Raw genomic sequence first — 12,196 nt, 5'->3', positions numbered from 1 at the left:
GTGAAGGTGCGCGTGCCGACCTTCACCGTGTCGCCGACATGGAGCTTGAGCGCGTCGAGCAGTTCGTCGTCCACCCAGACGGTGCCGGGCGGCGGAATGCCTTGCGCCGCGCGATCGGGTGCACCCGGCCCGGCAGCGATGCGCAGCGCGCCGCGCAACGGATAGTCCGCCGAGACGGCCTTGACGGCGGCAAGACGCGTCGCCGTTGCGCCCGGGGCGGCGGAAGCGCCTGCCGCTGCCGCAGCTTGCGGCGCCCCCGAACTCACCATGCTCGGGAAAATCGCGGTGGTCGCCGTGCGCAGCGAGAGCGACTGCGCCTCGCGCGCGAACATGGGATCGACGGGGTGATCGGCGCGCACGATGAAATCGGCGGCGATCATGCGCCGGGCATCGCGCTCGAGGCCGCGCTGCAGCCGGTCGGCGAGAAAACCGACGCTGGCGAGCGCCGCCACGGCCAGCACGAGCGCGAACAGCAGCATGGTGAGTTCGCCCGCGCGCCAGTCGCGCGCGGTCATGCGTGCGGCAAGATGCACGAGATCGGACCAGCCTGGCGTGGTACGCACGACCACCGGTGCGCGCGGGCCGCCCGGGCCACCAGCCGCACCCGGCGGCTCAGCCTGCACGAACCCTGGACCGCCTTCGCTGCGCGGAGGCCTGGCGTTGGAGGAAGAAGGCGCGCCGCCGCTCAATCGTGACGACCCCGCAGCGAAAGCCGCGAAACCATGTGCGTCGCCATGCCGCGAAAACCGCCCTGCACGCCGCGCCATAGACGCGGCAGCGCCCAGGCCGCGAGCACGAGGAACGCCACGAGCATGACGAGGAAGAGCAGCGGCACGAAGAGCGCGAGCAGCACGCCGACGAAGGTCATGCCGTCTTCGGCGCTCGATGTGACGACGTTCGACACCGGCTCAGGCGACAGATTGATGAGTGCGCGCGTGCCCGCCTTGGCGAGATGCGCCGTGCCCGCGAGCGTGCCGCCCGCCAGCGCGGCGACGGTCAACAGTGCCGGATCGGAATGGCCGAGCGCGCCGGCTGCGAGCACGGCCCCGGCCGGAATGCGGATGAAGGTATGCACCGCGTCCCAGAGCGAATCGAACGCGGGGATCTTGTCGGCGAGGAATTCGAGCACCGTGAGCGCGGCGGCGATGCCGATCACCCACGGCGAAGCGAGCACGGCGAGCGTGTCGGGCAGGTGGATCAGGCCGAGACGTTGCAATACGCCGGCCATCAGCACCGTGAGATAGAGGCGCAGGCCGCTGCCCCAGGACAGGCCCGCTGCTAGCGAAAGTGGTTCCAGCATGGCTGCCTCCTCGCGCGGCGCGGCCGGGGCGCCGGCGCTCCACGCGCAAAGCGGGAGAGCAGGCGCTGTGCGCACACGCTCGCCGCTCATGCGGCGCGGAGTGTTATCGGGTTATGACCGTTCCATTATAGCCACGCTCGCTGCGGTGCCGCAGCGGTGTTGCGCGGCCGCGGCACGGGATAGGCATCGAGGTATGCGCGGCGAATTTAATCAGGCAGCCGAAGAAAGCTTGAGTCCGATGAGGCCGAGCACGATCAGCGCGGCGCTCGCCACACGCGCGGCGCTCACTGCCTCGCCCATCATGACGATGCCGAACACGAACGCGCCGACCGCGCCAATGCCCGTCCACACCGCATAGGCGGTGCCGAGCGGCAGTTGACGCATGGCCATGGCGAGCAGGACGAAGCTGCCCAGGGCCGTGACCACGGTGAACACCGAGGGCCAGAGCCGCGTGAATCCTTCGGAAGATTTGAGACCGGCGGCCCACGCCACTTCGAGCAGGCCGGCGACAAGAAGAAGAAACCAGGACATGAGGGACGCTCCATTTGAAAAAATGGGGCCGTCCCCGATGACATCAAAATCTGCAAGGCCGTCCTTACAGAGTTGTAATGATAGCACCAGCGCGGTGCAGGCGCGCCGTGAGGCGCTCGCCGTGCAGCCTTACTGCACGCCGACCAGCCGATACCCCACGCCCGTCTCCGTGATGATGTGCTCCGGCTGTGCGGGATCGCGCTCCAATTTCTGCCGCAGATGCGCCATGTAGATGCGCAGGTAATGGCTGCTCTCCACGTGCGACGGCCCCCAGACCTCGCGCAGCAGTTGCCGGTGCGTGAGCACTCGCCCCGCGTCGCGCACGAGGGTGGCGAGCAGGCGGTACTCGATCGGCGTGAGATGCACGGGCGCGCCTTCGCGCGTGACCTGGCGCAAGCCGAGATCGACGTTCACGGCGCCGAAGCTCACCTGCGGCGCCTCGTTCGCGCCGCCGCGGTTGCGCCGCCGCAGCTGCGCGCGAATGCGCGCGAGCAGTTCGGACACGCCGAACGGCTTCGTGAGGTAATCGTCGGCGCCGGCGTCGAGCGCGGCCACCTTCTCGCTTTCCTGGGTGCGCGCCGAAAGCACGATCACGGGCAGGTCGCTCCAGCCGCGCAGTTCGCGGATCACGTCGAGGCCGTCGGTGTCGGGCAGGCCCAGGTCGACGATCACGAGGTCGGGCTTGCGCGTGGCGGCCTCGACGAGGCCCTGCTTGCCGGTCTCGGCGTCGTGCACGACGATGCCCTCGCCCTCCAGCGTTGCGCGCACGAATCGGCGAATCTGTTTTTCGTCTTCGATCAGGACGACGGCGATGCTCGGGTCACTCATTTGCGGGCTTGTGATCGACGGTTTTGGGGGAAGCAGGTTCGAGCGGCTCGAGCGGCTCGAGCGGCTCGAGCGGCTCTAGCGGCTCGAGCGCTTCGTGTGCCTCCGGCGCATCGGTCACATCGGCGGGCAGCGGCGGCGGCGACTCCACGGGCAGCGAGAACCAGAACGTCGCGCCTTGCACATGGCCGTCGGCGGCAACGCGATTGGCTGCGCCGATTGTACCGCCGTGCGCCTCGACGATCGCCCGGCAGATGGCGAGCCCGAGCCCGATGCCTGGCTTGGCCGACTCCTTCTCGCCGCGCGTGAACTTCTCGAACACGCGCTCGCCCATGCCGGGCGGCAGCCCCGGCCCGTTGTCCTCGACCGAGACGCGCACGAACGGCTGGCCGCCCTCCTCCACGCGGCGTGCCGCGATGGTGAGCGGCGTGTCGGCGGGCGTGTACTTGGCCGCATTCTCCAGCAGGTTCGAAAAGAGCCGCTCCATCAGCACCGCGTCGAGCTGGAGCAGCGGCAGGCCCTCTTCCAGCTTCACCTGCACGGGATGCCGCGCGAGCACGCGGCGGCAGGCGGCGAGCGCGGCGCCCACGGTTTCCTCGAGCAGGGTCCACTGACGATTGAGATTGAGGCTGCCCGCCTGCAGCCGCGCCATGTCGAGCAGGTTCGTGACGATGCCCGTCATGCGCAGCGCCTCGTCGTGAATCGCCTCGATCAGTTCGCCCGAGCGCGCATCCTGCGCATCCCCCGGCTCATGGGTTTGCGCGAGCATCGACGAGAACCCGACGATCGTCGTGAGCGGCGTGCGCAGGTCGTGCGAGATGGCCGAGAGCAGCGAGTTGCGCAGCCGCTCCGACTCCATGTTGACGAGCGCGTCGCGCGCGATGTCCACGTAGTGCACGCGCTCGAGCGCGAGTGCGATTTGCGCGGCGAATGCGTCGAGCATGCGCTGCTGCTCGGGCACCTGCAGCTCGCGCGCGTCGCGCGTCACGACGGCGAGCACGCCGCGCGTGCGCATCGGCGCCTTGAGCGGCAGGTAGCGCGCCACAGCCGCCGGCAGCGTGTCGGTGCCGTTGCCCGCCGGCTTTTGCTGGTCGTACACCCACTGGCCCACGTCGATGTCGAGGTTTTCGGCGTCGAGCATGATCTTCGGATCGGGCTCCTCGATCTTCTGCTGCACCTTGTCGGCGCTATCCGGCAGCAGCAGCGCCACGCGCGCGCCGAACACCTCGCTCACGTGGCGGCTGCCGATCGCGACGATCTGCTCCGTGGTGAGCGCCGCGGCCAGCTCGCGCGCCATCGCGTACATCGCGCCGGTGCGCTGTTCGCGCCGCTGCGCGACGCTCGCCTCGCGGCGCAGGCTCGACGTCAGATGGCTGATGACGAGCGAAGTGAGCAGCATGCCGACGAACGTCAGCAGATATTGCGTATCGGAAACCGAGAACGACATGCGCGGCGGCACGAAGAAGAAGTCGTACGCCGCAACGCTTGCAAACGAGAGCATCACGCCCGGCCCGCGCCCGAGCCTGGTCGCCGTGAAGATCACGCCGAGCAGATACAGCATGACGAGATTCGCGAGGTCGATGCGGTCGATCAGCTGGTTCGCGACGAGCGTCACGCACGCGCAGATCACGAGCGCGGCAGCGTAGGCGCGCGGGGGTGAGCGTTCGGCGCCCCCTGCCGCAAGCGCGTCGCGCCAGGCGTTCGCGGCGCGCGTCGCGGCACTGGCCGCGCCTCCGGGCTCGCTGCCCCCGCGCACGGCTTCGCCCGCACTCGCGCGCACGAGCGTGAGATCGACGTCGCCGGCTTTTTCGGCAAGGCGCTCGCCGAACGGGCGCTTCACCCAGCGCGACAGGCCCGTGCGCAGCGAGCCGCCCGCCACGAGCTTCGAGACATTGCGCAGCCGCGCGTAGCCGACCAGCGTGGTCGCGGCGTCCTCGCCCGCGAGCGTCGCCGTTTCGGCGCCGAGTTCGGAGGCGAGCTTGAGCGCGCCGAGCGTGCGCTCGCGTACGGCATCGGGCAGACGCTGGAGCTTCGGCGTCTCCACGTACACGGCGATCCAGTCGGCCTTCAGGCTCGCGGCGAGCCGCGCCGCGGCGCGCACCAGCGCGTTCGCCTCGGGCCCCGGGCCCACGCAGACGACGAGCCGCTCGCGCGCCTGCCACACATGCTGGATCGAGCGGTCGGCACGATACTCGCGCATCTGCGCGTCCACGCGGTCGGCGGTGCGGCGCAGCGCAAGCTCGCGCAGCGCGATCAGATTGCCCTTGCGAAAGAAGTTGCGGACCGCGCGCTCGGCCTGCGCCGGCATGTAAACCTTGCCGTCGCGCATGCGGTCGAGCAGCTCTTCGGCGGGCAGGTCGACGAGCGTGACTTCGTCGGCGCGATCGAACACGCGGTCGGGCACGGTCTCCCAGACGCGAATGCCCGTGATCTGCCCCACCACGTCGTTGAGACTTTCGAGGTGCTGCACATTGACGGTCGTGTAGACGTCGATGCCCGCGTCGAGCAGTTCGTAGACGTCCTGCCAGCGCTTCATGTGGCGCGCGCCGGCCACGTTCGAGTGCGCCAGCTCGTCGACGAGCACGAGCTGCGGCTTGCGTTCGAGCGCGGCGTCGAGATCGAACTCGTCGAGCAGCCGCCCGCGATAGGCAATGCGCTGGCGCGGCATCACGTCGAGGCCGGCGGTGAGCGCGGCGGTCTCGCTGCGCCCATGCGTCTCGACGATGCCGACCACCACGTCCACGCCTTCTTCGGCGCGCCGGCGCGCGGCCTGCAGCATCGCATAGGTCTTGCCGACGCCGGCTGACGCGCCGAAGAAAATCTTCAGCTTGCCGCGGCGGCGCTTTTCTTCGTCGCGCTGCAGTCGGTCGAGCAATTCGTCGGGATCGGGGCGGTTCATGCGGAAGTCGGGATGAAAATCACGGAGGTTGCACCTGTGGCACGAATGATCGTCTCACCGTGGCACGGAAATGGCAAACCGCACGCTCGACGCGCCAGGCGTCGAGCGTGCGGTGCGGCTCAACGTTCCCGCTCAGCTGACCTCTTTGCCGTCGAGCGCGAGGTTCAGCTCGAGCACGTTCACGCGCGGCTCGCCGAAGAGGCCGAACTGGCGGCCCTTCGTATGGCGATCCACGAGCGTCTGCACGTCGCTCGCGCTCATATGGCGCGCCTGCGCCACACGCGCCACCTGGTAGGCGGCCGCGGCCGGCGAGATCTCGGGGTCGAGCCCGCTGCCCGACGATGTCACGAGGTCGGCGGGAATGGGCTGCGAGACATCGGTGCCCGCAGCCTTGAGGGCAGCGATGCGGCCTTTGATCTCGTCGGCGAGCGCCGGGTTGGTCGGCCCGAGGTTCGAGGCGCCCGAGCTCGTCGCGTTGTACGGCATCGGCGAGGTGGCGGAGAGACGGCCCCAGAAGTACTGGGGCGCGTCGAACTGCTGGCCGATGAGCGCGCTGCCCACCACCTTGCCGTCGACAACGACCAGACTGCCGTTGGCCTGGTGGTGGAACGCGGCCTGCCCGAACGCGGTCATCACGGCCGGATACACGAGGCCGGTGATGACCGTCAGCACGGCGAAGATCACGATCAGAGGACGAAACTGCGATTTCATTTTGGCTTCCTATGTATCTATCGGTGTCTGACCGCGCCGCTCAGACCCAGCCGAACGCGGTGAGCACCATGTCGATCAGCTTGATGCACGGGAACGGCAGGAGAATGCCGCCGAGGCCGTAGACCAGCAGATTGCGGCGCAGCAGCGTCGCCGCGCCGAGCGGCCGGTACTTCACGCCCTTGAGCGCGAGCGGAATCAGCATCACGATGATGAGCGCATTGAAGATCACCGCCGAGAGGATCGCCGACGACGGGGACGTCAGATGCATGACGTCGAGCACGCGCAGTTGCGGATACGTCGAAGCGAACGCCGCCGGGATGATCGCGAAGTACTTCGCGACGTCGTTGGCGATCGAGAACGTCGTGAGCGAGCCGCGCGTCATGAGCATCTGCTTGCCGATCTCGACGATCTCGATGAGCTTGGTCGGGTTCGAGTCGAGATCGACCATGTTGCCCGCTTCCTTCGCGGCCTGGGTGCCCGTGTTCATCGCCACGGCGACGTCGGCCTGCGCGAGCGCCGGGGCGTCGTTGGTGCCGTCGCCCGTCATCGCCACGAGCTTGCCTTGTGCCTGGTGCTCACGAATGGTCGCGAGCTTGGTTTCAGGCGTGGCCTGCGCGAGGAAGTCGTCCACGCCGGCTTCGGCGGCGATCGCGGCGGCGGTCAGGCGGTTGTCGCCCGTCACCATCACGGTCTTGATGCCCATTTTGCGCAGCTCGGCGAAACGCTCCTTGATGCCGCCCTTCACGACGTCCTTCAGCTCGATCACGCCGAGCACCCGAGCGGTGCCGTCATGCAATTCGGCCACCACGAGCGGCGTGCTGCCGCGGCGCGCCACGTCGTCCACGGCGTTGTCGACTTCGCCGGGGAAGCGGCCGCCATGGATGGCGACGTACTGCTTGACCGCGTCGGCGGCGCCCTTGCGGATCTCGCGCCCGGGCATGTCCACACCGCTCATGCGCGTCTGGGCGCTGAAAGCGAGGAACACGGCGTGCAGCGAGTGCATGTCGCGCTGGCGAATGTTGAATCGCTGCTTCGCGAGCACGACGATGCTGCGGCCTTCCGGCGTTTCGTCGGCGAGCGACGAGAGCTGCGCGGCATCAGCAAGCGCTTCTTCGCTCACGCCCGGCGCGGGCAGGAACATCGACGCCTGACGGTTGCCGAGCGTGATCGTGCCGGTCTTGTCGAGCAGCAGCACGTCCACGTCGCCGGCGGCTTCCACCGCGCGGCCCGAAGTCGCGATCACGTTGGCCTGCATCATGCGGCTCATGCCGGCCACGCCGATCGCCGACAGCAGACCGCCGATGGTCGTCGGAATCAGACAGACGAGCAGCGCCACGAGCGCCGTGATCGTGACCACGTGGCCCATCTTCGCGGCTTCGACCGAGAACATCGAGAACGGCAGCAGCGTCGCGGTAGCGAGCAGCAGCACGATGCTCAGCGCGACGAGCAGGATCGTGAGCGCGATTTCGTTGGGCGTCTTCTGACGCTTCGCGCCTTCGACCATCGCGATCATGCGGTCGAGGAACGCTTCGCCCGGGTTCGCCGTGACGCGCACGACGATCCAGTCGGAGAGCACGCGCGTGCCGCCCGTCACCGAGGAAAAGTCGCCGCCCGACTCGCGGATCACCGGTGCCGATTCGCCCGTGATGGCCGATTCGTCCACCGATGCCACGCCTTCGATGACTTCGCCGTCGGCCGGAATCGTGTCGCCGGTCTCGACGAGCACCACGTCGCCGCGGCGCAGATCGGACGCCGTCATGATGCGGATCGGCGCCTTCGGATGCGGCTCGTTGAGCTTCTTGGCCATGACGTCTTTCTTGGCCTGGCGAAGCGACGCCGCCTGCGCCTTCGACCGCCCTTCGGCGAGCGCTTCCGCGAAGTTCGCGAACAGCACCGTGAACCACAGCCAGAGCGCGACCGCGAGGATGAAACCCGCGGGTGCTTCGGCCTGGCCCACGAGCGCCGCGACCCAGAGGATCGTCGTGAGCACGCTGCCCACGTAGACGCAGAACATCACGGGGTTGCGCAACTGCGTGCGCGGATTGAGTTTTCTGAACGAGTCCACGATGGCCGGACGCACCAGCGCCGGATCGAACATGGACCGAGTTGCACTATGCTGATTCATTTTCGTTTCGCTCATGTTGCGAAGGCCCCCGTTCAATGCACGCCCATCATGATCAGATGCTCGACGCCGGGACCGAGCGCGAGCGCGGGCACATAGGTGAGCGCGCCGACCAGCAGCACCGTGCCGAGCAGCAGCACGACGAAGAGCGGACCATGCGTGGGCAGCGTGCCGCCCGTTACGGCAATGCGCTTCTTGCCTGCGAGCGAACCCGCAATGGCGAGCACCGGAATAATGGTGCCGAAGCGGCCGAACCACATGGCAATGGCGAGCAGCCAGTTATAGAACGGCGTGTTCACGGTGAGGCCGGCAAACGCGCTGCCGTTGTTGTTGGCGGCCGAACTGAACGCATACAGGATTTCCGAGAAACCGTGCGCGCCCGGATTCGAGATGCCGGCCTTGCCCGCGTCGGCGAGCACCGCGATCGAGGTGCCGAGCAGCACGAGCAGCGGCGTGAGCAGCACGACGATCGAGACCATCTTCATCTCGAACGACTCGATCTTCTTGCCGACATATTCCGGCGTGCGGCCGATCATGAGACCCGCCACGAACACCGCGAGCAGCGCGAACACGAGCATGCCGTAGAGACCCGAACCGACACCGCCGAAGATCACCTCGCCGAGCTGGATGAAGAGCATCGGAACGAGACCGCCGAGCGGCGTGAGCGAGTCGTGCGCCGCGTTCACGGCGCCGCACGAAGCCGCCGTGGTCGCGACCACGAAGATGCCCGTTTGCGCGATGCCAAAGCGCGTTTCCTTGCCTTCCATGTTGCCGCCAGCCTGCAGCGCGCTGGCGTGCTGGTCGACGTTGAGCGTCGTGAACATCGGATTGCCCGACTGCTCGGCGGACAGCACACCGCCCACGGCCACGGCGAACGCCACCGTCATGACCGCGAGCACCGCGACGCCCTGCCTGCGGTCGCCCACCACATTGCCGAACACGAGACACAGCGCCGCCGGAATGATCAGGATCGACAACATTTCGATGACGTTCGAGACCGGCGTGGGGTTCTCGTACGGATGCGCCGAGTTCGCGTTGAAGAAGCCGCCGCCGTTGGTGCCGAGCATCTTGATCGCGACCTGCGAGGCGACCGGGCCCATGGCGAGCGTCTGCGACGTGACCTTCGTGTCCACCGTTTCAGGGTTGCCCTTCGCGTCCTTCACGGGGTTGCCCTGGGCGTCGAGCTTCGGCGCGGCGTAGGTCGTGGTCTGCAGCACCGGCACGTCCTGATACGCCTTGAAGTTCTGGATCATGCCCTGGCTCATCAGGAGCGCGGCGACGATCGCCGACATCGGCACGAGGATGTAGAGCGTCGTGCGCGTGAGGTCGACCCAGAAGTTGCCGATGGTTTGCACCGAGTGGCGTGCAAAGCCGCGGATCAGCGCGATCACGACCACGATGCCCGTCGCCGCCGACAGGAAGTTCTGCACGGTGAGGCCGAGCATCTGTGTGAGATAGCTCACCGTTTGCTCGGGCGTGTAGTCCTGCCAGTTGGTGTTGGTGACGAAGCTCACGGCCGTGTTGAACGCGCCGTCCACCGTCATCGCGCCGAACTGCTGCGGGTTGCCGGGCAGCCAGCCCTGAATGCGCAGCAGCACATAGAGAAAGCCCACGCCGAGCACGTTGAACGAGATGGTGGCGAGCGCATAGCGCTTCCAGTTCATCTCGGCCTGCGGATCGACGCCGGCGATGCGATAGAGGAAGTTTTCGAGCGGCGCAAAGAGCCGCACGACGCGCGAGCGCCCGTCGAGCACGCGGGTCATGTAGCCCGAGACGGGCACCGCGAGCGCGAGCAGGATGACGAGGAAAAGCCCCGCCTGGAGCAGCGTGTTGGCGTTCATTCGATATCCTCCGCGCGCAGCAGCGCATGGACGAGATAAACGAACAGCAACAGCGTTGCCGCCCCCGATAGCCAGAAGATCCAGGTCATGCGCGCACCCCCTTCGCACCTTGATCGCGGCGGTACTGCATGAGCTTCTCGCAGCCCGCGATCAACGCGTATGTGAGCGCGGCGAAAATCACCAGCCCCCCGATATACAGCACATCCATTGTCGTGTTCTCCATTCGCGGATGACGGATGGCTGAAAGTTACCCGCTGCGGCATTAAATCCGGATCAAAGGTTTTGGCGCGCGTATAAAAACCGCGTAAACGCGGGCGCGAACACGAGACGGGGCACAAGGAAAAAAAGCGCGCAACGTTGGCGTTGCGCGCCTTTTGGGGCTCCATGACAGAGCCAGGGAATGTAAAGGTCGAATCAATGCGCCGGCGCCGATGGCATGCCCCGTTCGGCGCGGCAGTGCATCAATGGTGATGTCACGGAATCAGCACGGTCGAACCGGTGGTCTTGCGCGCTTCGAGATCGGCGTGCGCCTGCCCGACGTCCGCGAGCGCGCAGCGCTGGTTGATCGACGTCTTGACCTTGCCCGACGACACCACGTCGAACAACTCGGCGGCCATCGCCTCGTAGTCGGCGCGCTTCGCGATATACGTGAAGAGCGTCGGGCGCGTGAAGAAGAGCGAGCCGCGCCCCGCGAACTCCGACGAATCGATCGGTGGCAGCGGCCCTGATGCATTGCCGAAGCTCACGAACATGCCGAGCGGCGCAAGACAGTCGAGCGATTTCGTGTAGGTGTCCTTGCCGATCGAGTCGTACACCACGGGCACGCCCGCACCGTTCGTGATCTCGCGCACACGCGCCGTGAAGTCCTCGCGCGTGTAGACGACCGGATGATCGCAGCCGTGCGCCTTCGCAATCGCGGCCTTCTCGTCCGAGCCCACGGTGCCGATCACGGTCGCGCCCAGCGCCTTCGCCCATTGACACACGAGCAGGCCCACGCCGCCCGCCGCCGCCTGGATGAGGATGGTGTCGCCGGCCTGCACGCGATACGTGCGACGCAGCAGATATTGCGCGGTGAGGCCCTGCAGCATGATCGAGGCGGCGGCTTCGTCGCTGATCGCGTCGGGCAGCTTGATCAACTGTTCGGCGCGCAGCACGCGCTCCTGCGCGTAGGCGCCCGGCGGACGCGCGACATAGGCCACACGATCGCCCACTTTGAGCGCGCTCACGCCTTTGCCCACGGCCGTCACCTCGCCGGCCGCTTCCATGCCGAGCCCGGCGGGCAGCGCCTGCGGATAGAGCCCCGTGCGGAAGTACACGTCGATGTAGTTGAGGCCGCACGCGCTCTGGCGCAGGCGCACCTCGCCCTCGCCCGGCTCGCCCACGTCGACATCCACCCACTTCATCACTTCGGGGCCACCGGTCTTGTCGTATCGGATTGCCTTGGTCATCACGTCTCCTTGGTGTTGTCCTGGCTGGTTTCCTGAATCGAGCTACGCGGCGCGCTTCAGACCGCGTTTTTCTGGCGCAGAGTGAGCACGTCGAGCAGCATGCGCGCCGTCGAGATGTTGGTTGCGCACGGCACGTCGTGCACGTCGCATGCGCGCACGAGCGCGTTGATGTCGGGTTCGTGCGGCTGCGGCGTCATCGGGTCGCGCAGGAAGATCACGATATCGACGTTGCCTTCCGCGAGCCGCGCGCCGATCTGCAGGTCGCCGCCGTGCGGGCCCGAGAGCATGCGCTCGACGTTGACGCCCGTCGCGGCCTCGATGCGCGAGCCGGTCGTGCCGGTCGCGATGATCTCGCAGTGACGCAGCGTATCGACGTATTCGGTCGCCAGCTTGACGATGTCATCCTTCTTGTGGTCGTGCGCGATCAGTGCGACGCGGGTTGGCATGGCGTAACTCTCCTTGACGTGGGGTTTGCGTGCGTAATTGTCGTGATGCGTGTCGTGATGCGGCGCCAGGAGC

The 12,196-nt window shown here is 67.3% G+C and carries 12 protein-coding genes; all 12 read right to left on the bottom strand.

The features are described 5' to 3' along the window. Nucleotides 1–515, bottom strand: a 515-nt coding sequence (locus tag AB4Y44_RS04565; protein WP_368698826.1) for an ABC transporter permease, incomplete at its 3' end; no start/stop codon positions are given. 170 nt (nucleotides 516–685) lie between these two features. After that, the gene (locus AB4Y44_RS04560; protein WP_368698818.1) at nucleotides 686–1,300 is read right to left on the bottom strand and encodes a DUF4126 domain-containing protein; all 615 of its coding nucleotides are present in this window, start codon (nucleotides 1,298–1,300) and stop codon (nucleotides 686–688) included. A gap of 210 nt (nucleotides 1,301–1,510) precedes the next feature. Further along, nucleotides 1,511–1,831: a quaternary ammonium compound efflux SMR transporter SugE gene (gene sugE, locus AB4Y44_RS04555; RefSeq protein WP_028205705.1), complete on the bottom strand. Its 321-nt coding sequence runs from the start codon at nucleotides 1,829–1,831 to the stop codon at nucleotides 1,511–1,513. A 129-nt stretch (nucleotides 1,832–1,960) separates the two neighbouring features. Further along, nucleotides 1,961–2,659: a two-component system response regulator KdpE gene (kdpE, locus tag AB4Y44_RS04550; protein ID WP_028205706.1), complete on the bottom strand. Its 699-nt coding sequence runs from the start codon at nucleotides 2,657–2,659 to the stop codon at nucleotides 1,961–1,963. Further along, nucleotides 2,652–5,555, bottom strand: coding sequence for a DUF4118 domain-containing protein (locus AB4Y44_RS04545; RefSeq protein WP_368698817.1), 2,904 nt, complete (start codon nucleotides 5,553–5,555; stop codon nucleotides 2,652–2,654). Before AB4Y44_RS04545 ends, kdpE begins: the two co-directional genes overlap by 8 nt. A 132-nt stretch (nucleotides 5,556–5,687) precedes the next feature. After that, entirely contained in the window at nucleotides 5,688–6,266 is a 579-nt protein-coding gene (kdpC, locus tag AB4Y44_RS04540; RefSeq protein WP_368698816.1) for a potassium-transporting ATPase subunit KdpC, read from the bottom strand. Nucleotides 6,267–6,306: 40 nt separating this feature from the next. Next, a complete protein-coding gene (gene kdpB, locus AB4Y44_RS04535; RefSeq protein WP_342921026.1) occupies nucleotides 6,307–8,391 on the bottom strand; it encodes a potassium-transporting ATPase subunit KdpB in 2,085 nt (694 codons plus the stop codon). Between the two features lie 32 nt (nucleotides 8,392–8,423). Further along, nucleotides 8,424–10,229, bottom strand: a complete 1,806-nt coding sequence (gene kdpA, locus AB4Y44_RS04530) for a potassium-transporting ATPase subunit KdpA (RefSeq protein WP_342921025.1) — start codon at nucleotides 10,227–10,229, stop codon at nucleotides 8,424–8,426. After that, the gene (kdpF, locus tag AB4Y44_RS04525; protein WP_027819619.1) at nucleotides 10,226–10,318 is read right to left on the bottom strand and encodes a K(+)-transporting ATPase subunit F; all 93 of its coding nucleotides are present in this window, start codon (nucleotides 10,316–10,318) and stop codon (nucleotides 10,226–10,228) included. Before kdpF ends, kdpA begins: the two co-directional genes overlap by 4 nt. Continuing rightward, a complete protein-coding gene (locus AB4Y44_RS04520; protein ID WP_342921024.1) occupies nucleotides 10,315–10,437 on the bottom strand; it encodes a potassium ABC transporter ATPase in 123 nt (40 codons plus the stop codon). The genes kdpF and AB4Y44_RS04520 overlap by 4 nt, the downstream gene beginning before the upstream one ends. A gap of 265 nt (nucleotides 10,438–10,702) precedes the next feature. Beyond that, the gene (locus AB4Y44_RS04515) at nucleotides 10,703–11,677 is read right to left on the bottom strand and encodes a quinone oxidoreductase (RefSeq protein ID WP_368698815.1); all 975 of its coding nucleotides are present in this window, start codon (nucleotides 11,675–11,677) and stop codon (nucleotides 10,703–10,705) included. 56 nt (nucleotides 11,678–11,733) lie between these two features. Then, on the bottom strand, nucleotides 11,734–12,123 hold the full coding sequence (locus tag AB4Y44_RS04510) for a methylglyoxal synthase (RefSeq protein ID WP_321929849.1): 390 nt from the start codon (nucleotides 12,121–12,123) through the stop codon (nucleotides 11,734–11,736). Between the last annotated feature and the right edge of the window lie 73 nt (nucleotides 12,124–12,196).

This window comes from Paraburkholderia sp. BR10937 (assembly GCF_040965695.1).
GTDB lineage: Bacteria > Pseudomonadota > Gammaproteobacteria > Burkholderiales > Burkholderiaceae > Paraburkholderia.
This window is presented reverse-complemented; position numbering and strand designations above follow the sequence as displayed.

Bases quoted from the DNA above. Each gene is read 5' to 3' on its own strand.
- kdpE (WP_028205706.1), bottom strand. From the start codon at position 2,659: ATGAGTGACCCGAGCATCGCCGTCGTCCTGATCGAAGACGAAAAACAG.
- sugE (WP_028205705.1), bottom strand. From the start codon at position 1,831: ATGTCCTGGTTTCTTCTTCTTGTCGCCGGCCTGCTCGAAGTGGCGTGG.
- AB4Y44_RS04560 (WP_368698818.1), bottom strand. From the start codon at position 1,300: ATGCTGGAACCACTTTCGCTAGCAGCGGGCCTGTCCTGGGGCAGCGGC.
- kdpC (WP_368698816.1), bottom strand. From the start codon at position 6,266: ATGAAATCGCAGTTTCGTCCTCTGATCGTGATCTTCGCCGTGCTGACG.
- AB4Y44_RS04520 (WP_342921024.1), bottom strand. From the start codon at position 10,437: ATGGATGTGCTGTATATCGGGGGGCTGGTGATTTTCGCCGCGCTCACA.
- AB4Y44_RS04510 (WP_321929849.1), bottom strand. From the start codon at position 12,123: ATGCCAACCCGCGTCGCACTGATCGCGCACGACCACAAGAAGGATGAC.
- kdpF (WP_027819619.1), bottom strand. From the start codon at position 10,318: ATGACCTGGATCTTCTGGCTATCGGGGGCGGCAACGCTGTTGCTGTTC.
- AB4Y44_RS04545 (WP_368698817.1), bottom strand. From the start codon at position 5,555: ATGAACCGCCCCGATCCCGACGAATTGCTCGACCGACTGCAGCGCGAC.
- kdpA (WP_342921025.1), bottom strand. From the start codon at position 10,229: ATGAACGCCAACACGCTGCTCCAGGCGGGGCTTTTCCTCGTCATCCTG.
- kdpB (WP_342921026.1), bottom strand. From the start codon at position 8,391: ATGAATCAGCATAGTGCAACTCGGTCCATGTTCGATCCGGCGCTGGTG.
- AB4Y44_RS04515 (WP_368698815.1), bottom strand. From the start codon at position 11,677: ATGACCAAGGCAATCCGATACGACAAGACCGGTGGCCCCGAAGTGATG.